At 59.0% G+C, this 25,051-nt stretch carries 24 protein-coding genes, 1 tRNA gene and 1 pseudogene; 14 read left to right on the forward strand and 12 right to left on the reverse strand.

From position 1 onward, the window contains the following. Window positions 1-300: 300 nt before the first annotated feature. A tRNA-Leu gene (locus GR198_RS08275) sits at window positions 301-385 on the reverse strand. A 217-nt stretch (window positions 386-602) separates the two neighbouring features. Next, window positions 603-1,199, reverse strand: coding sequence for an NAD(P)H:quinone oxidoreductase type IV (gene wrbA, locus GR198_RS08280; protein ID WP_003538774.1), 597 nt, complete (start codon window positions 1,197-1,199; stop codon window positions 603-605). A gap of 286 nt (window positions 1,200-1,485) precedes the next feature. Here wrbA and GR198_RS08285 point away from each other — a divergent pair, with 286 nt between their 5' ends. From GR198_RS08285 to GR198_RS08300, 4 genes are all read left to right on the forward strand, one after another. Next, window positions 1,486-2,262, forward strand: coding sequence for a competence/damage-inducible protein A (locus GR198_RS08285; RefSeq protein WP_164068217.1), 777 nt, complete (start codon window positions 1,486-1,488; stop codon window positions 2,260-2,262). 108 nt (window positions 2,263-2,370) lie between these two features. Next, window positions 2,371-3,213 carry a universal stress protein gene (locus tag GR198_RS08290; protein WP_029873015.1) on the forward strand — a complete coding sequence of 281 codons (843 nt, stop codon included), beginning with the start codon at window positions 2,371-2,373 and terminating at the stop codon, window positions 3,211-3,213. 183 nt (window positions 3,214-3,396) lie between these two features. Further along, entirely contained in the window at window positions 3,397-3,891 is a 495-nt protein-coding gene (gene gpt / locus GR198_RS08295; protein ID WP_029873014.1) for a xanthine phosphoribosyltransferase, read from the forward strand. A 294-nt stretch (window positions 3,892-4,185) separates the two neighbouring features. Further along, entirely contained in the window at window positions 4,186-4,776 is a 591-nt protein-coding gene (locus GR198_RS08300) for a hypothetical protein (RefSeq protein ID WP_029873013.1), read from the forward strand. 235 nt (window positions 4,777-5,011) lie between these two features. Here GR198_RS08300 and GR198_RS08305 read toward each other — a convergent pair whose 3' ends face one another. Next, complete coding sequence (locus tag GR198_RS08305) at window positions 5,012-5,293, reverse strand: hypothetical protein (protein WP_155248934.1); 282 nt, start codon at window positions 5,291-5,293, stop codon at window positions 5,012-5,014. Window positions 5,294-5,414: 121 nt separating this feature from the next. Between GR198_RS08305 and GR198_RS08310 the strand changes: the two genes are divergently transcribed. Beyond that, window positions 5,415-9,230, forward strand: a complete 3,816-nt coding sequence (locus GR198_RS08310) for a vitamin B12-dependent ribonucleotide reductase (RefSeq protein ID WP_164068219.1) — start codon at window positions 5,415-5,417, stop codon at window positions 9,228-9,230. A 21-nt stretch (window positions 9,231-9,251) separates the two neighbouring features. Here the strand turns inward: GR198_RS08310 and GR198_RS08315 are convergent, their stop codons facing one another. Continuing rightward, entirely contained in the window at window positions 9,252-9,578 is a 327-nt protein-coding gene (locus GR198_RS08315; protein WP_164068221.1) for a hypothetical protein, read from the reverse strand. A 271-nt stretch (window positions 9,579-9,849) separates the two neighbouring features. Here GR198_RS08315 and GR198_RS35315 point away from each other — a divergent pair, with 271 nt between their 5' ends. From GR198_RS35315 to GR198_RS08335, 5 genes are all read left to right on the forward strand, one after another. After that, entirely contained in the window at window positions 9,850-10,008 is a 159-nt protein-coding gene (locus tag GR198_RS35315; protein ID WP_165505266.1) for a hypothetical protein, read from the forward strand. Between the two features lie 61 nt (window positions 10,009-10,069). Further along, window positions 10,070-10,432 (forward strand): helix-turn-helix domain-containing protein, encoded by a 363-nt coding sequence (locus GR198_RS08320; protein WP_131644092.1) that lies wholly within the window; start codon window positions 10,070-10,072, stop codon window positions 10,430-10,432. Then, on the forward strand, window positions 10,399-11,001 hold the full coding sequence (locus tag GR198_RS08325) for an ImmA/IrrE family metallo-endopeptidase (protein ID WP_131644093.1): 603 nt from the start codon (window positions 10,399-10,401) through the stop codon (window positions 10,999-11,001). Before GR198_RS08320 ends, GR198_RS08325 begins: the two co-directional genes overlap by 34 nt. 74 nt (window positions 11,002-11,075) lie before the next feature. Then, on the forward strand, window positions 11,076-11,735 hold the full coding sequence (locus GR198_RS08330) for a hypothetical protein (protein ID WP_131644094.1): 660 nt from the start codon (window positions 11,076-11,078) through the stop codon (window positions 11,733-11,735). Between the two features lie 34 nt (window positions 11,736-11,769). Beyond that, the gene (locus tag GR198_RS08335; RefSeq protein WP_164068223.1) at window positions 11,770-12,756 is read left to right on the forward strand and encodes a toll/interleukin-1 receptor domain-containing protein; all 987 of its coding nucleotides are present in this window, start codon (window positions 11,770-11,772) and stop codon (window positions 12,754-12,756) included. A 66-nt stretch (window positions 12,757-12,822) separates the two neighbouring features. On the opposite strand, the pseudogene GR198_RS08340 reads toward GR198_RS08335, so the two are convergent. The 5 genes and pseudogenes from GR198_RS08340 to hppD all read right to left on the reverse strand — a co-directional run. After that, window positions 12,823-13,358 (reverse strand): annotated as a pseudogene (locus GR198_RS08340) (hypothetical protein); the annotation flags it as partial. A 91-nt stretch (window positions 13,359-13,449) separates the two neighbouring features. After that, window positions 13,450-14,082 (reverse strand): maleylacetoacetate isomerase, encoded by a 633-nt coding sequence (gene maiA / locus GR198_RS08345; RefSeq protein WP_164068225.1) that lies wholly within the window; start codon window positions 14,080-14,082, stop codon window positions 13,450-13,452. Next, window positions 14,079-15,104 carry a fumarylacetoacetate hydrolase family protein gene (locus GR198_RS08350; protein ID WP_164068227.1) on the reverse strand — a complete coding sequence of 342 codons (1,026 nt, stop codon included), beginning with the start codon at window positions 15,102-15,104 and terminating at the stop codon, window positions 14,079-14,081. Before GR198_RS08350 ends, maiA begins: the two co-directional genes overlap by 4 nt. Before the next feature lie 40 nt (window positions 15,105-15,144). Next, window positions 15,145-16,506: a homogentisate 1,2-dioxygenase gene (gene hmgA, locus GR198_RS08355; RefSeq protein WP_164068229.1), complete on the reverse strand. Its 1,362-nt coding sequence runs from the start codon at window positions 16,504-16,506 to the stop codon at window positions 15,145-15,147. A gap of 61 nt (window positions 16,507-16,567) precedes the next feature. After that, complete coding sequence (gene hppD, locus GR198_RS08360) at window positions 16,568-17,677, reverse strand: 4-hydroxyphenylpyruvate dioxygenase (protein ID WP_164068231.1); 1,110 nt, start codon at window positions 17,675-17,677, stop codon at window positions 16,568-16,570. Between the two features lie 130 nt (window positions 17,678-17,807). Here hppD and GR198_RS08365 point away from each other — a divergent pair, with 130 nt between their 5' ends. Beyond that, window positions 17,808-18,287 (forward strand): Lrp/AsnC family transcriptional regulator, encoded by a 480-nt coding sequence (locus tag GR198_RS08365; RefSeq protein ID WP_003558671.1) that lies wholly within the window; start codon window positions 17,808-17,810, stop codon window positions 18,285-18,287. A gap of 52 nt (window positions 18,288-18,339) precedes the next feature. Here GR198_RS08365 and GR198_RS08370 read toward each other — a convergent pair whose 3' ends face one another. Beyond that, on the reverse strand, window positions 18,340-18,801 hold the full coding sequence (locus tag GR198_RS08370; RefSeq protein ID WP_003547665.1) for an Lrp/AsnC family transcriptional regulator: 462 nt from the start codon (window positions 18,799-18,801) through the stop codon (window positions 18,340-18,342). A gap of 123 nt (window positions 18,802-18,924) precedes the next feature. Between GR198_RS08370 and GR198_RS08375 the strand changes: the two genes are divergently transcribed. Further along, entirely contained in the window at window positions 18,925-19,716 is a 792-nt protein-coding gene (locus tag GR198_RS08375) for a phenylalanine 4-monooxygenase (RefSeq protein ID WP_029875578.1), read from the forward strand. A gap of 61 nt (window positions 19,717-19,777) precedes the next feature. On the opposite strand, the gene GR198_RS08380 is transcribed toward GR198_RS08375, so the two are convergent. Further along, window positions 19,778-21,559 carry a peroxidase family protein gene (locus tag GR198_RS08380; RefSeq protein ID WP_164068233.1) on the reverse strand — a complete coding sequence of 594 codons (1,782 nt, stop codon included), beginning with the start codon at window positions 21,557-21,559 and terminating at the stop codon, window positions 19,778-19,780. A 688-nt stretch (window positions 21,560-22,247) separates the two neighbouring features. Here GR198_RS08380 and GR198_RS08385 point away from each other — a divergent pair. Together GR198_RS08385 and GR198_RS08390 are read left to right on the forward strand one after the other, a co-directional pair. Continuing rightward, entirely contained in the window at window positions 22,248-23,603 is a 1,356-nt protein-coding gene (locus GR198_RS08385) for a S8 family peptidase (RefSeq protein ID WP_164068235.1), read from the forward strand. Continuing rightward, the gene (locus GR198_RS08390) at window positions 23,600-23,830 is read left to right on the forward strand and encodes a hypothetical protein (RefSeq protein WP_164023625.1); all 231 of its coding nucleotides are present in this window, start codon (window positions 23,600-23,602) and stop codon (window positions 23,828-23,830) included. The genes GR198_RS08385 and GR198_RS08390 overlap by 4 nt, the downstream gene beginning before the upstream one ends. An 88-nt stretch (window positions 23,831-23,918) precedes the next feature. Here GR198_RS08390 and GR198_RS08395 read toward each other — a convergent pair whose 3' ends face one another. Further along, window positions 23,919-24,932: a L,D-transpeptidase family protein gene (locus GR198_RS08395; RefSeq protein ID WP_164068237.1), complete on the reverse strand. Its 1,014-nt coding sequence runs from the start codon at window positions 24,930-24,932 to the stop codon at window positions 23,919-23,921. Window positions 24,933-25,051: the final 119 nt, after the last annotated feature.

The following is a 25,051-nucleotide window of genomic DNA, read 5'->3' on the forward strand; positions in this document are numbered from 1 at the left end:
TCTTCTTAGACGCGCTAAGGACGCTCTAGAAACCCTGCAAATGCATTGCCCAGAAGAACAGCGGTATCGCGGCTATCGCAGTCCCCAGAACAAGTGCGACACTGGTCTTGAAGATGCGGATGCGCCGAACCTTAGTCCCACTCCAATCGTAAACCATCGTCTTACTCCCCAAGACAACCCTTACTCAACTGTCGCGGCGCAATCGTTACGCCGGAAATTCCTTTGTCAAGCGATAACTTGCTTTTATGCACAATATACAAGCAGATTCAATACAGGCATATTCAAACAGGATTATGAAGGTGGTGCGGGCGACGGGGGTCGAACCCGTACAGCCAAGGCCGAGGGATTTTAAGTCCCTTGCGTCTACCAGTTTCGCCACGCCCGCTTGCGGCATTTTCAATATCTTGCGTCATGGGCGATGGGAAGAGCCGCGAGGTGTAAAAATCATGCCTGTTTTGCCGGCAGCACCGACGAATGATCGGCCAGGCATTTCCCTCCCGAAAGCCCTCGCCGATGAAGGCTGCCAGTCTCTCGTGGGAAAAAACAGAAAAGGCGCGGCGAGCCCCATGCCCGCCGCGCCTTCATTATTTCAGCGTCAAAGATCAGGCGAGCTTGGCAGCCAGCTTGGCGACGTGGGCGCCCTGGTATTTCGCGCCTTCCAGCTCGATCTCGGAAGGCTGGCGCGAGCCGTCGCCGTTGGTGATGGTGGAGGCGCCGTAAGGCGAGCCGCCCTTGACTTCTTCGGTGCCCATCTGGCCCTGGAAGGCATAAGGCAGGCCGGCAACGACCATGCCCTGGTGCAGGAAGGTCGGGATGAAGCCGAGAATGGTCGATTCCTGGCCGCCGTGCTGGGTGGCCGAAGAGGTGAAGACCGAACCGAGCTTGCCGACGAGTTTGCCGGCGAACCAGAGGCCGCCCGTCTGATCCCAGAAATTGCGCATCTGCGAGGCAACCGTGCCGAAGCGGGTGCCGGCGCCGACGATGATCGCGTCATAGTCCGCCAGTTCGTCGACGGTGGCGATCGGAGCCGCCTGGTCGACCTTGTAATAGGAAGCCTTGGCGACGTCTTCCGGAACCAGTTCCGGAACGCGCTTGACGGTGACCTCGGCGCCGGCCGACTTCGCGCCTTCGGCGACCGCATAGGCCATGGTTTCGATATGGCCGTAAGCCGAATAATAAAGGACGAGAACCTTCGCCATCTTCTATCTTCCTTGAAACATCGGGTTGAATTTCGTGCCCGACGCGATTTCTATCAGCGCGCCTGGGCGAACACAGCCCTGCGCTCAAGAACTCAGTGTTCACCACCCGGAGACGAAAATTCGCTTGCGGTTTTCATTTCGGCAAAAATGACGCATCGCCCGAGTTAAAGAGTTAGCGCATGATGTCGTCCGAAAACCGCCTGGACTTTTCGGCATCATGCTCTGGTGTTTGCAAAGCGAGCGAACGGCGCTACCTATTCCCCAGCCTCACATCACGGAACATCCCATGAGCCAAGACATCGTCGTCACCGCCGCCATGCTCGCCATCGGCGACGAACTTCTCTCCGGCCGCACCAAGGATAAAAATATCGGCCATCTCGCCGATTTGCTGACGCTTTCCGGCATCGATCTCAAGGAGGTGCGCATCGTCGCCGACGACGAGGAGGCGATCATCGAGGCGCTGAACGCGCTTCGCGGCAAGTATGACTACGTCTTCACCTCAGGCGGCATCGGGCCGACGCATGACGACATCACCGCCGACGCCATCTCCAAGGCTTTCGGCGTGCCCTGCGAATATGACGAGACGGCAATGACGCTGCTTGCCGAGATGTACCGCCGCCGCGAGATGGAATTCACCGAGGCGCGCCAGCGCATGGCGCGCATGCCGCGAGGGGCTGTGCATATCGCCAATCCAGTCTCGACCGCGCCAGGCTTCATCATCGGCAACGTCCATGTCATGGCCGGCGTGCCGCAGGTCTTCCAGGCGATGGTCGACAATGTGCTGCCGATGCTTCGAATCGGCACGCCGGTGCTCTCGCTCGCCATCGCCTGCCCTTACGGTGAAGGCGAGATCGGCACGCCGCTGACCGCGATCCAGAAGGCACATCCGGAAACCAGCATCGGTTCCTACCCGCGCTATATCGGCCAGAAATTTTCGACCGAGATCGTCGTACGCGGCCGCTCGCAGGCGGCAATCGATGCTGCCGGCGCCGAGGTGCAGGCGATGATCGACGCCATCCGCCAAAGGAAGGACATCGCCGAAAACCATTCCGCCGAGGCTTGAGGGCGACGCCGGAACTGGACGCCATCCTTGATCCCGATCAAGGAACAGGAGAACGGTCCGGCGCATTCCTTCCCTCGCGCAAGTCATTTCAGCGCAAGGAGAATTGATATGTCTTACAAAACCATTCTCGCCATTCTCGATACATCCGACAATAGTACCGCGGTTGCCGATTTCGCCTTTGCCATCGCTGCTGAAAGCGGCGCCCATGTGATCGGCCTGCATGCCGAAATCATTTCCGCCGTGCCGCTGGTCGCGCCGATGGAAATCCCCGATCCCGTTGCCGTGCAGGCGCTGCAGGATATGGCGCATAGCGAAACGATTGCCGTCGAGCGCATCTTCAAGGCGAAAGCGGAGGCGGCTGGCGCCTCCTTCGAATGGCGCAGCTTTGCCACATCAACCGGATACGGCTCCGCACCGCTGATCGAAAGTGCGCGCAGCGCCGATCTCCTGATCGCATCGCAGGCTGATCCGGCCAGACCTTCCGACAGCCACGTCGACGTCGACAGTTTCCTTTTCGAAACCGGCCGGCCGGTGCTGATGATCCCCTATATCATTCGCCAGCCGAAGCCGATCAAGCGCGTGCTGATCGCCTGGAACGGCTCGAAAGAGGCGGCGCGCGCAACCTTCGACGCACTGCCGATCCTCAAAGCCGCCGACGAGGTGGAGATCTTTTCGGTCGATCCGACCGACACGGCGCTGCAATCGCCGCTGACCGCTGGCGCCGACATCGCCGCGACGCTTGCGCGTCATGGCGTGAAGACGACGCTTTCGACGGCCCAGAGTGTGGATAAGAGCGCATCGCATGTCATCGAGAACCGGCTTTCGGACAGCAGCATCGATCTTCTCGTCATGGGCGCCTATACGCATTCGTGGCTCTGGCAGATGATCTTCGGCGGCACAACGAAGACCTTGCTGCAATCGATGACGGCGCTGACGCTGTTGTCGCGTTGATTGGCTGCTCTTGCCTTTTGCCGGCAAATCCCGCTAATTGCGGCGACCGATGACAGCTTCGAGCCTCGGCCCCATCTCGCGCAGTTCCGGCTGCGCGATTTGCGTTTTGCCAATCGCCGCTTCAAGCCCATCCGGTCGCCGGCAAACGGCGTGTCGTTTTTTCATGCCGCGGAGAGCAGCCCGATGTCCCTTCCCGATAAAGCCTTTCCCGTTTCCTGGGATCAGTTCCACCGCGATGCGCGCGCCCTTGCCTGGCGGCTTGCCGGCTTGAATCAGACGTTCAAGGCGATCGTCTGCATCACCCGCGGCGGCCTCGTTCCGGCTGCAATCATCTCGCGCGAGCTGAACATCCGGCTGATCGAGACCGTCTGCGTCGCGTCCTATCATGACTATGTGAACCAGGGCGACATGCTGCTGCTCAAGGGAATAGCGCCCGAACTTATGGAGAATGGCGGCGAAACCGTGCTGGTCGTCGACGATCTGACCGATACGGGCAAGACCGCCGCACAGGTGCGCACCATGCTGCCGAGAGCACATTTCGCCTGCGTCTACGCCAAGCCGAAGGGCGTGCCGACCGTCGACACCTTCATCACCGAGGTCAGCCAGGATACCTGGATCTACTTCCCCTGGGACATGGGCTTCACCTATCAGGAGCCGATCGCCAAGAGCGCGGGCTGATCACCACCGATCAAAACGCGCAACCTTCGCATTTACTACTTGAAATTGTTCCAGATTTTGTCGGCGAGGTTTCCTGAATCCGCTATCGGGATCTGCACATCTATTTTATCTTTTGCTTATAGACTGCTGCCTAATTCCTTCTATCGGAATCGATTCAAGGATGAAATTATGCAGCAATTCAAATTGATGCAGCGTCCTTTGCGGCTCTCGAAAGACCGCGGCGCTGAAGGGCGTGCGAATCGTATCAAATTGCGCTTAAAGCGTGCAACGATCGATACGGTACAAGGAAACAAGATGGCACGGTGGGGGCATATAAGAGCGGTTGTGACCGTCGGGCTGGCGGCCTTTCTGTTGCCGCTGGCGCCTGTCCGCGCTGAACCTGCCTATATTCCCCTCGTGCGCGACTATGTCGAGAAGCGGGTCCGGCCAATTGTGGAAACGCCGTTGGTGCTGAAAGCCATTGCCGAGCAGAACGCAAAATTCGGCAATGTCAGCGAAATGGATATGCGGGTGCTCGACGAGACCTACCGGTCTGAGGTCGATCAGCACCACCTGCAGATGGTCAAGCTGCTGCTCGACAAATCCGTGTCGCATTACCTGAGGGAAAAGCAGGACGCCTCGCAGGGCGCGATTCTCGAATTTTTCGTCACCGACAGCCACGGGCTGAATGTCGGGCAGAGCACCATCACCGCCGACTATTGGCAGGGCGACGAGGAGAAATACCTCAGAACCTTCGCCAACGGCTCCCGCGAGATCTTCATCGACCGGGCGGAACGCAACGAATCCAGCCAAAATCTCGAGACGCAGGCGAGCTTCGTCGTCATGGACAAAGAGAACAGGCCGATCGGCGTCGCCATCGTAACCATCGCCATCGATGCGCTCTAACAGCATGTCGTGCAAAAGTTTGCGGTTTTGCGATAAGGACGCGCTTTAGGAGCGCTGATTTCACCGGCGAATCGGCATGCCCATTTGCGCCGGAAATGCCATCATAAGATTTGTCGCAGGACGCTTTTTTGCCATTCTAAGGTTTTCCTTAGCCGGCAACGCCTGCAAGCCATTGTAATTTCAGCGCTCCCCGGCTTTCCCCAATCTCCACAGGCGCATCCACAACATGTTGTGGTTAGCAATCAATTAAAAGCCAGCCCTTGACGGAATCAGCTGTTTCAAACTTTACTGATCCTGATGTTGCGGCGGCGACAGGACCGGAGGTAACGAGCCCGGTTCCCTTTTGAAAATTAGGACGCGGAATCAGGGCGATGGACCGAAAACGGTTCAGGCCCGACAGGATTTTTGCGCGGTTTTCAGCCTCCAAAAAAAGTGACATCGGGGCTGGCGATAATAAGCTGTTAATACTATATTTAGTGTTTGCAGCCACCATCACCACAAGATACAGGAAGGACATCTCCGGATGACACCCCTGTCACAATACGGAAACGAGACTGGCTGCACGACGACAAAGTGCCGCCGGATAGGAATTTTGCGCCTCGGTCGCGGGGACCAGGCGCCAACACGAGGTCAAGACCATGCGCATCGAACGTCGTTTCACGAAGGCCGGCCAAGGCGCCTATGCGGATATCGAATTCCGCAAGGCGACGAGCGAGATCAAGAACCCCGATGGTTCGGTCGTGTTCCGCCTCGAGAATATCGACGTTCCCGCGCAGTTCTCCCAGGTCGCGACCGACGTTCTGGCGCAGAAGTATTTCCGCAAGGCCGGCGTTCCCACCCGGTTGAAGAAGGTCGAGGAAAATGACGTTCCGTCCTTCCTGTGGCGCTCCGTTCCCGACGATGCTGCGCTGAAGACCCTGTCCAAGGATGAGCAGACCGGCTCCGAAATCGATGCGCGCCAGGTCTTCGACCGTCTTGCGGGCACCTGGACCTATTGGGGCTGGAAGGGCGGCTATTTCTCCTCCGAGGAAGATGCCTCGGCCTTCAAGGACGAGCTTGCCTATATGCTCGCCACCCAGCGCGTCGCCCCGAACTCGCCGCAGTGGTTCAACACCGGCCTGCACTGGGCCTACGGCATCGATGGTCCCGGCCAGGGCCATTTCTACGTCGATCCCTTCACCGGCAAGCTAACCAAGTCCAAGTCGGCCTACGAACACCCGCAGCCGCATGCCTGCTTCATCCAGTCTGTCGAGGACGATCTCGTCAACGAAGGCGGCATCATGGACCTCTGGGTGCGTGAAGCGCGCCTGTTCAAATACGGCTCCGGCACCGGCTCCAACTTCTCGATGCTGCGCGGCGAAGGCGAAAAGCTTTCGGGCGGCGGCCGCTCCTCCGGCCTGATGAGCTTCCTGAAGATCGGCGACCGTGCCGCCGGCGCGATCAAATCGGGCGGCACGACGCGCCGCGCCGCCAAGATGGTGGTCGTCGACATCGACCATCCCGATATCGAGGAATACATCAACTGGAAGGTCAAGGAAGAGCAGAAGGTTGCCGCTCTCGTCACCGGCTCCAAGGTCGTCGCCAAGCATCTGAAGGCGATCATGAAGGCCTGCTTCAACTGCGAAGGCGGCGACAACGGCGATTGCTACGATCCCAACAAGAACCCGGCCCTGAAGCGCGAAATCCGCGCCGCCAAGAAGGACCAGGTTCCGGAAAACTACGTCCAGCGCGTCATCCAGTTCGCCCGCCAGGGCTACAAGGATCTCCAATTCAAGACCTACGACACGGATTGGGATTCGGAAGCCTACCTCACGGTATCCGGCCAGAACTCCAACAATTCCGTCTCGATCAAGGACGACTTCCTGCGCGCCGTCGAGAATGATGGCGAATGGAACCTGACCGCCCGCAAGGACGGCCGGGTGATGAAGACGCTGAAGGCCCGCGATCTCTGGGAAACCATTTCCTATGCCGCCTGGGCTTCGGCCGATCCGGGCATCCACTTCAACACGACGATGAACGACTGGCACACTTCGCCAGCCGGCGGCCCGATCCGCGGCTCGAACCCGTGCTCGGAATACATGTTCCTCGACGATACGGCCTGCAACCTTGCCTCGCTGAACCTGCTGCAGTTCAAGGACAAGGCCACCAAGCGCATCAACATCGCCGATTACGAACATGCGGTTCGCCTTTGGACCGTCGTGCTCGAAGTCTCGGTGATGATGGCGCAGTTCCCGTCCAAGCGCATCGCCGAACTCTCCTACGAATACCGCACGCTGGGCCTCGGCTACGCCAATATCGGCGGCCTGCTGATGTCATCAGGCATTCCCTACGACTCCACTGAAGCCCGCGCCATTGCAGGCTCACTAACCGCGATCATGACCGGCATCTGCTATGCGACCTCGGCCGAAATGGCTGCCGAGCTCGGCCCGTTCCCGAACTTCGCGCCGAACCGCGAGAGCATGCTCAAGGTCATTCGCAACCATCGCCGTGCCGCGCATGGCGAGAACTCCGGCTATGAGGCGCTGTCGATCAACCCGGTCGCGCTGATCCATTCGGAAAACCCGGACCAGGATCTCGTCGCCCACGCCAAATCGGCCTGGGACAAGGCGCTCGAGCTTGGTGAACAGCATGGCTACCGCAATGCCCAGGTCTCGGTCATCGCGCCCACGGGCACGATCGGTCTCGTCATGGATTGCGACACCACAGGCATCGAGCCCGACTTCGCCCTCGTCAAGTTCAAGAAGCTCGCCGGCGGCGGCTATTTCAAGATCATCAACCGCGCCGTGCCCGACGCGCTGCGCACACTCGGCTATTCGGAAAGCCAGATCGCCGAGATCGAGGCCTATGCCGTCGGCCACGGCAACCTGAACCAGGCGCCGGCCGTCAATCCGTCGTCGCTGAAGTCCAAGGGCTTCACCGACGAGAAGGTCGAAGCCGTCAACGCCGCGCTGAAGAGCGCCTTCGACATCAAGTTCGTCTTCAACCAGTGGACGCTCGGCGCCGACTTCCTGAAGGAGACGCTGAAGGTTTCCGACGAACAGCTCGGCGACATGAGCTTCAGCCTGCTCGACCATATCGGCTTCTCGAAGAAGGACATCGAAGCCGCCAACATCCATGTCTGCGGTGCGATGACGTTGGAAGGCGCACCCTTCCTGAAGGCCGAACACCTGCCGGTGTTCGATTGCGCCAATCCCTGCGGCAAGATCGGCAAGCGCTACCTCTCGGTGGAAAGCCATATCCGGATGATGGCGGCTGCCCAGCCGTTCATCTCAGGCGCGATTTCCAAGACGATCAACATGCCGAACGAGGCGACTGTCGAGGATTGCAAGAACGCCTACATGCTCTCCTGGAAGCTTGGCCTCAAGGCCAACGCTCTCTATCGCGATGGCTCGAAGCTGTCGCAGCCGCTCAATTCCTCGCTGATCGAGGACGAAGACGACGAGGATGCGCTGGAGGAACTGCTGCAGGCGCCGCTGGCCGCCCAGGCCGTTACCGTCACCGAGAAGATCATCGAGCGGGTGATCGAACGAGTTTCGCGCGAACGCGAGAAGCTGCCGAACCGCCGCCAGGGCTATACCCAGAAGGCCGCCGTTGGCGGACACAAGGTCTATCTGCGCACCGGCGAATTCGGCGACGGCCGCATCGGCGAGATCTTCATCGACATGCACAAGGAAGGCGCTGCCTTCCGTGCGATGATGAACAATTTCGCCATCGCCATCTCGCTCGGCCTGCAATATGGCGTGCCGCTCGAGGAATATGTCGAGGCCTTCACCTTCACCAAGTTCGAGCCGGCCGGCATGGTCATCGGCAATGACGCGATCAAGAACGCCACCTCGATCCTCGACTATGTCTTCCGCGAGCTTGCCGTCTCCTATCTCGGCCGCCACGACCTGGCGCATGTCGATACGTCCGACTTCTCGAACACGGCGCTCGGCAAGGGCATTCAGGAAGGCAAGACCAACCTGCTCTCCACCGGCTGGACCCGCGGCTACAAGCCGACGCTGGTGTCCGGCACCGGCGGCGAACGCCAGGCAGGCGAACCCAAGGGTGCGGCCACCGCCGCCCCTGCCCGCGCCGCCTCCACCGGCACCGTGACTGCCTTTGCAGGCGCGGCTGCCCGCAAGCTGGAGCCGACGGTCGCCATCGCCACCTCCGAAATCGTTGCCTTCAAGCGCGATTACGAGGAGCGCGCCAAGGAATTGGCGGAAGAGATCGCCGAAGAGGTGACCGAGGAACTCACCAGCGACGCAACGGCGTTGTTCTCCGACAAGGCGGCGGCAGACGCGGCAACGGCGAAATCCGAAGCCAAAAAGCGTGAAGCCGAACGCCGCCAGCGCTCGATCATGCAGGGCTATACCGGCAACATGTGCTCAGAGTGCCAGAACTTCACGATGGTGCGGAATGGCACCTGCGAGAAGTGCGACACGTGCGGTGCTACGAGCGGGTGCAGCTGAGGAGGCGTGTTTTCTAACGCGTCACGCGCACATAGGTCTGCTCAGAAATGAAAGGGAAAACGGACATTTTGCATCTGCCGATTGCACCAAACGGCCAATTTGCCCGCGCTTGCAACCGGCGATCATGAAGCCCCGAACAAAGTTGGCTCCAGGCGCGAAAGCGGCTGGAGCTTCGGGATGAAAGACAGGCATTCTGCGACCCCGTTCTCGGTCGCCCAGCCTGCTCGCCGGATTTACCTGGAGAGCGCGCAGCAGCGCGCGGCTCTTCCGTTTCACGCCGCGATCAAGCGACGCATAAGAAAAACGCCATACGGCACTGAAATTTAAGAGATTTTTATCGATTTTCACTTCCCTTTTTCGGGGCAATATCGTAGCCTCAGGGCGCGAATCAGTAGAGAGGAAAGGAGGGTAACTTACTGGGAAGTTTGGAGATTTATCTCCGCGATGCCGTAACCGAGATTGCAGTCTCGGTCACGACATTTTGCGAATAACGAATTCGACATTCGCATGGCAGTCGAACCGAAGCTCTCCGCCGTTTACAAAAGCACTATAGGAGGATTCGGGGCTCTCTGTCGAGGTTGGTCGCATTCTTACCCACAGTTCGAAAAGGAACTTGGATATGACCACACGCAAGACAATCGACGTCGGAAGAGATTCCGGATCGGGCCGCTTCATTACCGTGAAGCAAGCCGAGGCACGTCCTACCACGACGACCGTCGAACGTATCCCGAAGCCCGGCCGTGGCGACACCCAAGGCGAGCCCAGCCGCCGCAAGTAAGCGGCAGAGGCGCCTCGTGCAGGCGCCTCTAACGCATGCTCGAATCCTATAGAGGTGATAAATGACCGACATTGAAGACGTCGGCCTGACGGCCGCGTTGCGAAATTTTGGCGAGCTCGTTCGGTGCAAGCGTCAGGCTTGCCGCTGGTATTTTCGAGAGCTGGCCGAAAAGACAGGGATCGACATCGCAAAACTCAGCGATGTGGAACAGGGCGTCGAGGCGTTGACGGATATCGAACGCGAAACGCTCTGCGAGTTCTTCGGTATCGATATCGACGCTTTCCCCAAAATGCTCCGTAACGAACGCAGGAAGGCGGCGAGCGAGAACGCCGAGACGCCAGATGGGCTTCGCTCAGCACCTGTCGTCGACCTAACGAGGTATCGCGAGTCATGGCAAAAGATCACTACACTTCCACGGGACTGACCACCCCGAAGATGATGACGGTGGCCCTCCGATATCGGGACGAGTTCGACATGCAACATGTCGAACTCGTCGACATCGTCGACATCATCGAGTTCAAGCTCGTTCAGAGGTTTCCCGACTTCCGGCTGGTGATCGCTCGCGACGCCGAGATGAAGGAGGACGCTTTAGCCGAGCCTCTGAAGAGCCGGATCACTGTCCGGCAGTCTGTTTACGTCGCGGCGTGCGACGGAGATTTCGAGGCAAGGTTCGTCCTCGCGCACGAACTCGGGCACTTTCTCCTTCATCGAGAAAAAGACGTATCTATGCACAGTGATCCCAGAGGCGCCGTCCAGGCCATCCGGGGAATGAAGGCAACCGAAAGCACCGAAGACCAGGCAGACATGTTTGCCCGGCATTTCCTCGCGCCCCCTCACCTTTCCTATCGGTACCGGCACGAACCGAAGATGTTGGCGATGGTGACCGGTGTTCCGCCGCGGATCTGCCGCGGAAACATAACGATGTCGAAGTGGCAGGAAACGATCGCGATGCGAGCCAAGGGAGGGAATGCCAGCCGCAAGAGCGGCGTTTGATTTCGTCTGCAGTGCAGTCCCCCACGGTGCGGGCCGCTGTCAGAAGCGACCGCATTCTATTAAAAGGTCCTAGCATGTCAGTTCCGAAAATAGGCTTCTCCGCATTTCTCAAGATCATAAACAGCAACCCTCGTCCCCAGCGATCGATCGTCCGGCAGCGATGCGGTCCGAGCTCCGGCGGCTACGACTTCCACAAAAGCTTTCGCCACCGCGTCCAGCAGGTTTCCTTCGACGGCCTGTCGCCGGACGCCGCCCTTGCATCCACGCAACAGATTGCGCGCGAACCTGAGCGGAATTCGGCCCGACGAGCCTTAGAACAATTCTTCGAGTGGAAGTCGCGCCACCCTGGCGAGATGGCTTCCTGCCAACCGGTCTCCTTTACCAGTCCCGCCGGCCTGTTCAAGCTGGAGTTCGTTCCGGACTTTCTCCTGGAGATCGGTGGACGTCGGACCGCAGTCCATCTGTGGAACACGCAGCATGATCTGAGCCCGCATCTCGTGCTTGCGGCACTGAGCTCGGTCGCGGCCCGCTGCCCTGAGGAAGATCGGCCGGACGACTTCGCGGTCCTCTCGCTACGCGACCAGACGATCTACCGTTGGTCCGATGCGGATCGCGAAACGAGAGCACTCGGCGAGCGTCTCCTGGAGCTTCTCGACATGCAGTTCGCGGCGGCGCGACGAGAGCTTGGGCTGCCCGCGTCGCCTGACCTCGATCAGCCACGTACTCGTCCCTGAGCGTGGTCGGCCATTGCAATAGTTGGAGTGAAGAATGGCAAGCGTGTTTTTCTCCTATTCCCATGCAGACGAAGAGCTTCGGGACCAGCTCGAAAGACAACTCTCGATCCTGAAGCGGCAAGGCGTGATCGAGACATGGCACGACAGACGGATCGGAGCTGGCGAAGAAATCGACAAGGCCATCAGCGACAACCTGATGGCCGCCGACATTATCCTGCTGCTCGTCAGTCCCGATTTCATCAATTCGGACTACTGCTACGACCGGGAGATGACAGTCGCCATGGAACGTCACGAGGCCGGCAGTGCGGTCGTCATTCCTGTAATCCTCCGGGCCTGCGACTGGCATGGAGCGCCATTCGGCAAGTTGAATGCCACTCCGCCGGACGGCCGTCCGATCACGCAGGCGGTCGACCGCGATCAAGCCTTCCTCGAGGTCGCGAAAGCAGTCCGCGCTGCGGTCGGGCGGATCAGCTCGCCAAGCGCGACGCCCGCATCGAGGCGCGATCACGCTTCGCCCTTGCCGACATCACGATCGATGGCAGAGACCATCTTCGGAGGACCTCGGTCGAGCAACCTCCGTATGACCAAGACCTTCACCGACCGCGACCGTGACCGGTTCAAGGGCGACAGCTTCGAATACATCGTCAAGTTTTTCGAGAACTCGCTGCAGGAGCTGCAGATGCGGAACGAGGGGGTCGAGGGCGATTTTCGGCGCATCGACGCCAGCCGCTTCACGGCCTCGGCCTATCGTAACGGGAGAGCACTTAGCAGATGCACGGTGTTCGTCGGAGGTGACCGAGGTTTTATCGATGGCATCGCCTATTCCGAAGGCGAGACGTCATCCAGCAACTCCTTCAACGAGATGCTGCACGTCGAGTACGACGACCAGTCACTCTTCCTTCGAAGCACGGGAATGCGGATCGGAAAAGGAAGCAATGCCGAAAGCAAGCTGACGCCTGAGGGCGGCGCGGAGCTGTTCTGGACGATCTTCATGGAACCTCTTCAGCGTGATCGCGGATAGGCCAACCTGGGACACGTCGCGCAGCGTGCCTTGAGCTGCCGCACCTCGCCCGCGGACCGGCGATGCTTACTCTTCATACCGATAGGAATTGGCATCGCATTTGTGCCACATCTTATCGCTCTCGGGTTCATCCTCATGGCCATAGCACCAGTCAACGCGATCGAGCAGTGGACTGATCTGATCGCGCCGTTTGCAGGCTCGCTCCGTCTCGGTGCCGTAGCGATCGGTGTTGCCGCGGCAGATATCGTCCAGTCCTATCCACTGATGGGTCGACCGATCCGGCGCTTTGGCTCCTTTGTCCGTGGCGATCACCTTTCCGGTTTCGGACTCGATCTGCAGCGAGGCCGTGTTCCACACGAAAGAGAACTCCGCCATCCCGGAGGACGTCCTATCCGTATCCCGATTTCGGGCAAACCACTCGACAATTCCTGACATTTCGCATTTTCCGGCGCAGCTGGCAGTCACGGAGCCGGGTTTGACGCTGTATATGCGCTCCGGCCAGCGTTGGGCGAAGGCCGCCTTTTGCTTTAAGATGACGTCTTTGTCGACCAAGGTCCCGACAAGGAGATCTCGTCGGCATAGACGCTCCTCATGAAACACGCGACCCGGTATATGCCGGCCATTGATGCGAGAGCCGCAGGAAGAAGGGGACGTGCTTCGAATTTCGTCCCGGGTCCGGGTCCGGCTCTGCCGTTACGGTTTCACACGATCGGGATGCGCCGCCTGGAAGGCCGGCAGGTCGGCGCATCTGGTGTCGATATCGGCGATGCGCCTGAAAGCGGCCATATCAACGCCCCAGCGGCGGGCGTTGTAGACCTGGGGAACCAGACAGAGATCCGCCATCGTCGGCGTATCTCCAAAGCTGAACGCGCCATCGGCTTTGCCGATCATCGCTTCCAGTTTGCGCAGTCCGTCGGTGATGAAATGCTTCATCCATTCCTCGCGGGCATCGCGCTTCTCCGTCATGGTCATCAGGTGCGACACGACATGCAGGTTGCAGATCGGATGGATGTCCATGGCGACCGCATATGCGAGAGCGCGGACTTTCTGGCGATCGGCAATGTCAGATGGCAGCAATCCGCATTCCGGCCTGGTCTCAGCGAGATATTCGACGATCGCCAGCGACTGCGTCAGTGTTTTCCCGTCGATCACCAATGTCGGCACAAGCCCCTGCGGGTTGAGGGCCAGATAGTCCGGAGTCTTGTGTGCGCCCTCCAACAGGTTGATGGACACGGTCTTGTAATCGATGCCCAGGAGATTGAGCGCGATGCGGACGCGATAGCTCGCCGATGATCGCCAGTAGTCGTAAAGGACGACCTCGTTCATTGCGGCCCGGCTCCGCTATATTTTTCGACCGTCTGCTCGATCGCCCCGAAAATCGAATGGCCGGCATGATCCTTCATCTCGATGCGGACCTGATCCCCGAACTGCATGAAGGCGGTCTTCGGCGATCCGGTCTCGATCGTCTCGATCATCCTGAGTTCGGCGATGCAGGAGTAGCCGTCTCCTCCCCCTTCCACCGGCTTGCCGGGGCCGCCGTCCAGCTTGTTTGACACTGTTCCCGAGCCGATGATCGTTCCGGCCAGGAGGTTACGGGTTTTGGCGGCATGGGCGATCAGTTGGCCAAAATCGAACGTCATGTCGATGCCGGCGTTCGCCTTGCCGAATGGCCTTCCGTTCAGGCTCACGAGCAGCGGAAGATGCAGCTTGCCACCGTCCCAGGCATCTCCGAGCTCGTCCGGCGTCACGGCGACCGGAGAAAATGCCGATGCCGGCTTCGACTGGAAGAAACCAAATCCTTTCGCCAGCTCGTCCGGGATCAGACCGCGCAGCGACACGTCGTTGACAAGCATCACCAGACGGATGGCGTCGCCCGCCGCCTGCGGGCTGCAACCCATGGGAACGTCGCCGGTGATGATGGCGACCTCGCCCTCCATGTCGACCCCATAAGCCTCGTCGGCCGCCAAGATCGGGTCGCGTGGTGCCAGGAAAGCGTCCGACCCGCCCTGATAGATCAGCGGATCGGTCCAGAAGCTCGCCGGCATCTCGGCACCGCGCGCCTTGCGCACCAGTTCGACATGGTTGACGTAAGCGGAACCATCGGCCCATTGATAGGCCCGCGGCAGAGGTGACGTAGCGTCATGTTCGTGAAACCGGATCGTCGGCTGGGCGCCGGTCTCGACGCCTTCAGCAATGAGCGCGAGCCTCGGAGCCACATGCTCCCAGTCATCGAGTGCTGCCTGCAATGTGCGGGCGATATGACCGACCTCGGAACAGCGGGTCAGGTCGCGGGAAACGACGACGAGCCGGCCGTCCCGCGTGGAGTCTTTTAACGTTGCAAGTTTCATGTCCGAAATTCCGTGCCGGAGGATGACTTCACTTGATGCATCATTTGATGCCGGGGGTTCCGTCGAACTTGCGTTCCAGGCCGTCCCAGCATTCCAGGTAATCATCCTGCAGCGTTTCGAGCTCGGCTGCGTATTTCGTCAGTTGCTGCGGGTACCTGGTCTCGAACATGAAGGCCATGGTGTGATCAAGCTTCACCGGCTTGAGCTCGGAATTGGATGCCTTTTCGAAGGCGAGCGCGTCCGGCCCGTGGGGAAGCATCATGTTGTGCAGGCTCATGCCACCAGGCACGAAGCCTTCCTCCTTGGCGTCATACTGGCCATGGATCAGGCCCATGAATTCGCTCATGATGTTGCGGTGGTACCAGGGCGGACGAAACGTGTGCTCGGCGACCAGCCAGCGCGGCGGAAAGATCACGAAATCGACATTCGCCGTGCCGGCATCTTCGGTGGGCGCGGTCAGCACCGAAAAGATCGACGGATCGGGATGATCGAAGCGGATCGCGCCGACCGGAGAAAATGTCCGCAGGTCGTATTTGAACGGGGCGTAATTGCCGTGCCAGGCCACCACATCGAGCGGCGAATGGCCGATATCCGTGACATAGAATTTTCCGCACCACTTCACATGCACGCGGCAGGGCGTTTCCTTATCCTCGAATGCGGCGACAGGCGTCTTGAAGTCGCGCGGGTTTGCCAGGCAGTTGGCGCCGATCGGTCCGCGATCCGGCAGCGTGAATTTCGCGCCGTAGTTCTCGCATATATAGCCACGCCAGACCGTCTGCTCGCCGCCCTTCAGAATCTTGAACATCATGCCGCGCGGGATCAAGCATATTTCCAGGGGCTCGACGTCCATGATGCCCATCTCGGTGAACACTCTGATGGCGCCGAGCTGCGGCACGATCAGCAATTCACCATCGGCATTGAAGAAGTAGTCGTCGACCATGTCCTCATTAAAGACATAGGCATGGGCGGACATGCCCACCTGGGTGGCGGCATCGCCTGCCGTGGTGATGGTCCGCACCCCTTCGAGGAATGTCAGTCTCTCCGCGGGTGCGGGGATGGGATCCCAGCGAAGCTGGCCGAGAGGAAGCGAGTGTTCGTCCAGGCAAGGCGCGGTTTTCCAGAGCGGATAGGACGCGTTGGAGAAGCGGCGGGTGTGACGCACGCTCGGGCGGATGCGGTAAAGCCAGGACCTTTCGTTGGTCCCGCGCGGCGCAGTGAACGGCGAGCCGGAAAGCTGCTCCGCATAAAGACCGTAATTGCACTTCTGCGGGCTGTTCTGGCCTTGCGGCAAGGCGCCGGGGAGCGACTCGGTTTCGAAGTCATTGCCGAACCCCGGCATATATTTCAGCGTGTTTGCTGTCGCGGCTTCACCATCCGACGTCTGGATCGATGTCTGGTCCATGCTCACTCCTCCCCGAACACTCCAGCGCCGCGCGTCTGAAAGATGCGCGGCGCTAGTGAGTTTACTCCGCTGCAGTGCCGATGACACCACGCTTGATCTGATCGGCCTCGATCGACTCAAAGAGAGCCCGGAAATTGCCTTCGCCGAAGCCTTCGTCGCCCTTGCGCTGGATGAACTCGAAGAAAATCGGCCCGATCACGGTCTTGGAGAAGATCTGCAGCAGGATTTTCGTCATGCCGCCATTCACCACACCTTCGCCATCGATGAGGATGCCGTGCTTCTTCATGCGTTCGACAGGTTCACTATGGCCGTTCACGCGTTCATAGGACATGTCGTAATAGGTCTCTGGAGGACCCGGCATGAAGCGCAGGCCGTTGTCGGCAAGCCTGTCGGTGGCGTCGTAAATATCCTCCGTTCCAACGGCGATGTGCTGGATGCCCTCGCCCTTGTACTTCTTCAGATATTCCTCGATCTGGCTGGTGTCGTCCTTCGATTCATTCAGCGGAATGCGAATTTTACCACAGGGCGAGGTGATGGCGCGGCTCACCAGGCCGGTGATGCGTCCATCGATGTCGAAGAAGTGGATCTGCTTGAAATTGAACAGGTTGCGGTAGAAATCCCACCACTTGTCCATGTTGCCGCGGAAGACGTTGTGGGTGAGATGGTCGAGATAATAGAAGCCGATCCCCTGGGGATGCAGGTCGCGCTCGCCAAGCCAATCGAACTCGGCTTCATAAGCCGATCCCTTTGCCCCATAGGTCTCGACGAAGTAGAGCAGCGAGCCGCCAATGCCGACAATCGCCGGGACATCGAGCATCTTGTCGTCCCCTTCATAGGGAACTGCGCCTTTCGACACCGCGTGATCGAAGGCGTGCTTGGCGTCGACGACGCGCCAGGCCATCGAAGGGGCACAGGGACCATGATTTGCGACGAAACGCGCGGCATGACTGCCGGGTTCGGCGTTGAGGACATAGTTGATATCACCCTGGCGCCAGACGGTGATATCTTTCGTCTTGTGCCTGGCGACCGCAACGTAGCCCATGCGTGTGAAGAGCTCGCGCAGCGTCTCGGGTTCAGGATGGGCGAATTCGACGAATTCGAAGCCGTCGGTGCCGGCCGGATTGTCGGCGGTGATTTCCGATGGCGGCGCGTCATGCGGGAAAGGACCCATTTTCTTTCCTCCAGAGGAGATTGCATTTGATATGCAAAGTGTGGCCCAAAACGCGTGCAAAGTTCTTGCATTCTTTATGCTCCGGGAAGAGATTACGCACGATCTGTGAGCGTTTTGGAGATTTCGCGCAATGGATGAGCCGCTCGATAAATTGGATCTGCGCCTGCTCCAGGAACTTCAAAAGGATGGCAGGCTGACGAACAACGAGTTGGGCGAGCGGATCGCGCTTTCGCCGTCGCAATGTTCGCGCCGGCGGACAAGACTGGAGGCTGAAGGATATATCCGCAGCTACCGCGCTTACCTCGATCGGCAGAAGCTGGGCCTCGATATGCTGGTGGTCATTTCCGTGACGCTTGCGACCCACAACAGAGACAATGCCCGCCGGTTTTCCCAACTGATCAACGGACTGCCGGAAGTTCTCGAAGCCTATGCGCTGACCGGTGAAATGGATTATCACCTGACGGTGGCGACCCGCGGGCTCGCCGACCTCTCCAAATTCGTCAACGACGTGCTGTTGCCCCATGAGTCGGTGCAGCACGTGAAGACGTCGATCGTCCTCGATACGCTGAAGACATTCGAAGGCTTTCCGGTACTGATGCCGGGGCACTGACATGGCGCCAGCAAGCGATGATGTCGACGGCATCGCCCCTGTGCAGTCATATCTAGAGCGGCAATTCGGTCGAGAATTTCAGCTCGCGCAGAACAAAGCTCGAGACGACTGTGCGCACATGCGGGTTGCGCATGAGGTAGCGGGTCATGAAGGCTTCGTAGCTTTCCACATCGCTTGCCCTTATCTTCAGCATGTAGTCGAAGGCGCCGGACAAGGCGTAGCACTCCATGATCTCCGGCCGTTCCAGCACCACGGAAGCGAAAGACGCGACCGCCTCTTCGTGGTGATCCTCCAGCGTGACATGCGCGATCACGCAGAGCTTGAGATCGAGTTTTCCAGGATCGAGCAATGTCACACGCTTGCGGATGACGCCGTCGGCTTCCAGCTCCTGGATCTTCCGCCATGCAGAGCTCTGCGACATGCCGGCCTTTTCCGCCAGGTCGGCCAGCGACAGACTGCCGTCGGCCTGGACGAGCTGCAGAAGCTTGCGGCGAAAATTCCCAGGTTCTTTCATTTTTGGCGTCACTTTCGGGAATATTTGCCACCACTATGGCGAGAGCCAGCATGAAAGAAAAGAAAATCCTCCAAACTCGGATCATAATGGCAGGAAAAGCGCCCTGCTCGGGAGGATCAGCACATGACAAAGGAAAGCAGCTACACCGCCAAACTGCCCGGCCCGGACGGTTTGTACGACTACACCCCGGATGAAGATGTTATCTGGGGTGAACTCTACCGGCGTCAGATGAAGCTGCTGGCCGATACGGCCTGCCGCGAATATCTGGACGGCGTCAAAATGCTGGGGCTGAAGCCCGATAAGGTGCCTCAGCTTCTCGACGTCAACAGACGCCTGAACGAGACCACCGGCTTCGGCGTGGAAGGCGTGCCGGCGCTCATTCCGCCCTCGCGCTTTTATGAGCTTCTGTCGCAAGGCAAATTCCCGCTCGCAACCTTCCTGCGCCGTCGCGAGCATATCGACTATATCGAGGAACCGGACCTGTTCCACGAGGTTTTCGGCCATTGCCCCATGCTCACCAACCAGAGCTATGCCAATTTCGTCCGGCATTTCGGCGAAACGGCCGTCCGCCTCGGCAAGGGCTATTCATGGCACCTGTTCCGTATCTTCTGGTTCACCGTCGAATTCGGCCTGATCAATACGCCGCAAGGCCGCCGTTGCTTCGGCGCGGGCATCGTCTCATCGCCCAGCGAAGCGAAGGCGGCAATGGAGGGGAAGGCGTGCGAATTCCGGCCGTTCGATCTGCTGAGCGTGCTGAGAACGCCCTACCGGATCGATATCCTCCAGCCGATCTACTATGTCATCGACGGCTTCGCCGATCTGGAAGCGATCGTGGAGCAAGATATCGAGGCCACCATCCTCAAGGCAAAATCGCTGGGTGATTTCGCCCCCGCTTTCGAAGCCAAGGCTTCGTGAATCGCGGATGATAGGGCGGTTTGCCTCGCCGCGGTGCGGCGAGGCAACAGTTTTACGAGCGCTATTGCATGACCGCCGCGAACCGCATCCACTTGGCGATCGAGTCGATCGGCGTGTTGTCTGGCATCTTGAGAGGGCTCTGACTGGGCGTGAACCCACGCGAAAGAGCCGAGTCCGGATCTGCAAGCAGCACGCCCACGAAGGTCGACGCCACGAGACAGCTCCCAACTTCACCCAATCGATTTCCGCCTGCAGCCTCGGCTTCGGCCAGAATGTAAAACCAGAGCGGTGTACGTTCGTGGAAACGCGATGCAGTGCCGGCGAGGAAGTTCTTCAGATCGGGCTTCGCGGCGAACAATGCTGAGACATCTTGGATCGGCGAGGAGTGCACCGCGCCAGTCTGGTTGAGATGCTTGTGTAAAGCCTGACCCGTCGGGAGCCTGAGATTGTAGCCCCGACGAAGGTTGCGCCTTGCCAGGTTCTTGAACAACTCCTTAAGCTGTTGGTCGGCCTGGTCCTCCCCCTCCTTGAACAGCGTATGCAATGGCGGAGCAAGTTCCGTATCGATCCTCCTGGCAAGACGGGCCGGCTCCCCATCGCTCGCATCATGGGGATCGGCTCCCGTAAAGCGCGTCCAGTCGATTATCCAGTTCTTGGGCAGCTTCTTCTCGTCATCCAGCCTGCCGCCGCCGCCGGTGAATTCGAAAAGCAACCTCAAGGTGGCGCGCGGTAGAAAACCTGTGCCCGGCCGCCCAAAGTTCTTGTTGTAGTCATAGAAGGTTCTGACCATGGAATGACCGAACCGATAGGCTGCGGTGGAGAACTCCAACGGCAGAGCATTGCCGAGCCGGGTATTCTGCCTCCGGGCATCGAACTCGGCTCTGAATTTGAAGAAATGAGATGCCCGATCGTTGACGACGCGGTCCACCACAACCGGATCGCAAACGCCCTTGAGATATCCTTCGACAATCAACCATTGGTAATGAAGTCTTGTCAGAGCCTGCGCCGAGCTGAAATCGGCGATCCAGCCCGTGTCATGCGATGCAAGATAGTCGACGGCCTTGTTATGGAACCGGAGAAAGCTCAGATGGAACTGCGCGACGACGAGATTTTCATCGTTGCGATTGTCCCCGATTATCGCCCGCTGGGGCAAGCTATCAGAGAATTTCTGAAACGCCTCGGGAGTCATCGCGGCCTGAGCCAGACGTAAAGCCGCCTCCCGGACAGACGACTGGACCTGGCCGTAGCGAGGGAGGTCGCGATGTTCGTCGAGGTTGTCGGGAAGTGGCCCCGGATCGACGGCTGTCCCGACACGCATTTTGTTTTTCAGCGTGGGGTGGCGAAGGCCGGAGATCACTTTGACAACATCCGCATCTATCCCCTCGCCGACGGCAGATCCGCCGTAGACACTATCCAGATCGAAACGGGGCGAGCGAGCATTTCTGAACTGGCTCTCCACTGTCGACGAGGCGACAGGCGGGTGTGCGTTGACCATGCTCGAGATCGCTCCTTCGCGATCAGTTCGGGCCGTCAGCTCGTGATCCAGGAATTGTCCCCAATATGTGAAGACAGGCGGGAGCGTCGAATCTTCCGTCGGATCCTCGCTCGTCGGCGTCGCGACAACATCGATCATCATTTCGCCGAGCTCATCGAGCTCCCCAAGCGTTTCCGCCGTGTTGGGAAGGTAATTCTCTGGCGCATCTAATGGCGGTACGAAATATCCGAAGTCAGCTTCTTCATCGACCGCGACGTCACCCGTCGCTGGCCGCCCGGCCCGAACGCTCGGCCCTGGAACTGCGCGCTCTTTCTCCGCACCCCCGTGCGATTGAAAAACGATTGCCATTGGCAACACCCTCCGTTTTCCAGCCCGCGGGATAATTCATACACCTAGAACGCGAAGTCAACTAATCATATTGGGCTATTATTCATCTTAAAGTTGGTAAATTACCGGTAAAGCTCAGTCGATGTCTGTGCGGTTTCAGCGCACTCGTTTTTTGCGCATCGTATTCCCTGCCCCGCGGTTGGCGCCTCGTTGTAAGCGGTGCCATTGCCGGTATCGCTGGCGCTTTTCGCCGCAAGTCCGTTATTGCAAGGCAGTATCGATAATCGGACAGAGCCACCTCAGGCACAAAAATAGCGAGGAAATACAATGGGGAGGAGATGTAGAAGTATAGGCTACCTGAAAAGCAATGAAACGCCGGCGAACGACCGCTAGAATTTTCATTTGCTAACTCAACAATAAGATGTATATTTGCCGCCGAGATTTCGGCCAGGGGAAGTACATCCCGAAATCGACCTACAAGGTACAATTTATTATGCTTGCTTGCCGAATGCTCCAGTTTTCGGTTGGCGAAGCTTTGAGTTCTGGCGGCAAGTCAGCGGAAAAACATCTGGTCAATCCGCATCGATCCACCAGCAGCTCCGCCGCTGTCCCGAACCCGAGTTTCGGCTCGATTAACGGGGTATGCCGCGCCAAGCTTGCGGCTTTTGTATTGCTTTAAAACCGTGAAAGATGGGGGAGAGTTGGTATCATGGCGAAATCAACGCGAGGCAGGGTCAACGCACAAGGCGACGGCACATCGGGTCTTGGCATGGTGGTGCGATTTACACCCAAAGCAAGGAGCGAGGGTGTACAGCAACTCGAAAAAGGCGGCTTCCGTGTCGCATCGTCCAAAGATTTTCGCAGCGCCGTGGCGGTGCCAAATGATTTCGATGGCGCTGATGTTCAGTACTTCGAACGTTTCGGAATCGCAATTGTGCGCCGGGATGGCGAGAGACTGAAACCCATGTTGCAAAATGCCATGCAGCGGAAGGTCATCAGCGCGGCTCGGCCAGAGCGATCCTATCGTGCCCTCGGCGGCCCGCTGACGAAGCGGCTAGACCTCGCACAGGCAACGGTGGGCGGCGTTGCAACCTCTTTGGACCGTGACTACCTGCTCGGCTATCGTGACGCTGTGAACGAACTGGTCGATCGCTTATTGGGCAAAAGGGGGCCAGAGGGGCTTGTGGCCCGGGCTGCCTTTGACGAGACCAGCAACACTTGGGGACTGCAGGCTATCAGGGCTATCGAAGGTGACCTGAGCGGGGTCGGCATAAAGGTAGCAATACTGGATACCGGATTTGACGAAACTCATCAGGATTTTGTCGGCCGTTCCGTCACCAAGAAGCTCTTTGCAACACGCAGTTCCGAAGGCGATGTTCACGGTCACGGAACGCATTGCATCGGCACGGCATGCGGTCCATTGCGACCGACCAGCGGCCCACGCTACGGCATCGCCTATGAGGCGGAAATCTACGCTGGAAAGGTGCTGGGCGACGACGGCTTCGGCACCGACCGGTCGGTCATTGCCGGCATGGAATGGGCGCTGGATGAAGGTTGCCATGTTATTTCGATGTCGCTAGGCGCTGCAACGCAAGTTGGGGATGCGCCGAGTGACGACTACGAGCAAATTGGGCAGGTATGTTTAGACGCGGGAACTTTAGTTGTTGCCGCAGCCGGGAACGAAAGTTCTCGTCCTCAACAGATTGCGCCAGTTGGTTCTCCGGCGAATGCGTCCACGATCCTGGGAGTTGGCGCCGTGGATCGCTCCTTCGTGCCGGCGTCGTTCTCATGCGGCGGTTTGAATCCTGGTCAGGAAGTGGACATTGCCGCTCCTGGCGTCGACATATTTTCGAGCTTGCCCGATGACAAATATGACCGGTGGGATGGCACCAGCATGGCGACCCCACATGTTGCCGGCGTTGCGGCTCTTATTGCTCAGTCTGATCCGAAGTTTCGCGGATGGGCGCTATGGGCGCGCTTGATTCAGCTTACAAAGCCTCTATCTTCCTCTGCTAGGGATGTTGGCAAGGGCCTGCTCCAGGCAAGAGGAAGCGGCGAGGTATGACGACCGATAAGATTGAAGTTACCATTCGGATCGACAAAAACGAGGCCCGCAGTTTGGGAGAGGTCGTCGGCGACTTGAAGTCGCAAGGCCTCGAACAGGTGCAAAGCCACGAGCGCTTCATGATTGTCAACGGTAGTGTCAATCCTGACGCACTCGATGCGCTTCGCGCGGTAAAGGGAGTCGCTTCGGTTCGGAAAGATGTCGCATACAAGCCTCAAGCGAACTGATCATGCGCGTGGCACGGCTTATGCGCAGGCGCTGACGAAGGTCGTCAGTAGCAAGCAGAGAAGAGTGGGTTTTTCAATGCATTCCCCCTCACTTCGGCGTGGCTGAACTTCGACTGACGAAGTCCACTAGCACACCGGGCTTGACCATGCCGGCCAGCTCTTCGGCATCCCAGTTCGTCAGCCGCACGCAGCCATGCGATCCCACCTTGTCGATGAGCTTCGGCTCCGGTGTCCCATGTATCCCATAGGTCGGCTCGGTCAGGTCGATCCAGACCGTACCAACCGGACCGTTCGGCCCTTTCGGGATCGTCAGGACCTTGTCGTTCTTTCCCTGCTTGAAGTTGCGCTTCGGGTCATATCTGTAGACCGGCATCCTCGCGACGCCCTTGACCTTGTGCTTGCCTGACGGCGCCGGATTGTCTTCGCTTCCGATCGTTGCGGGATAGACTGCAAGCAGCGATCCATCCGCGGCATAGGCGAGCACCTGCCCCGTCTTCCTGTCAGCCTCGATCCTCTTGACCTTTCCGTCCCTTGGAGGACCCGGGTCCACCACCCACACCGTGTCGCCAGGAGCAAATTGCGAAGCCGGGTTGAGCGCATGCACGAGATCGATCCCCATGTGGAACCGCTCGGATAACTTCTCGGCAACGCTCGTATATCCCAGGCTTTGCATCTTTGCCTTCTCGCCATAGTCTTCAGGGATTTTGTCAACGAGACCCGCGGCATCCTCTGCCGAGACGACATAGCTTTCAACGATCGGGGCAACGATAGCGGCATTGCCTTCCAGGCGGGAGGCGACCTCTGGATCCAGCCTCCCATCGACAGACAGATTGTTCATCGCCTCGAAGCCGGCCACGGCCTTGTCGACGTTTTCGCCGGAGAGGCCATCGATCACGCCGGGAGACGAGCCTGTACGGTCGAGCAGAACCTGAAGGCGGACGATCGCCGGGTCTGGATCTCCCGGCGCAGATTTCTCAGTCCCGATGGACACAATCGACGCGGTATTGATGTCTTCAGGTCGGAGTTCGCGCGCGGCGGCACCGCCAACGGAGAAGGCCAGAGCGAGCAGCGACATCGGCAGGGCTGTTTTCATGGACGACAAATGGCCGGCGGCGCAACTTGTTCCAGTGCGAACCGAGCCAGGCGGGTGTTCACGATGATTTCAATGTCCAGCCTCAGCAAATTCAGTACAACGGCCATTCGATCCGAAGGAGCTCGTGA

Origin of the sequence: Rhizobium leguminosarum (assembly GCF_010668065.1) — a bacterium.
Lineage (GTDB): Bacteria > Pseudomonadota > Alphaproteobacteria > Rhizobiales > Rhizobiaceae > Rhizobium > Rhizobium leguminosarum_S.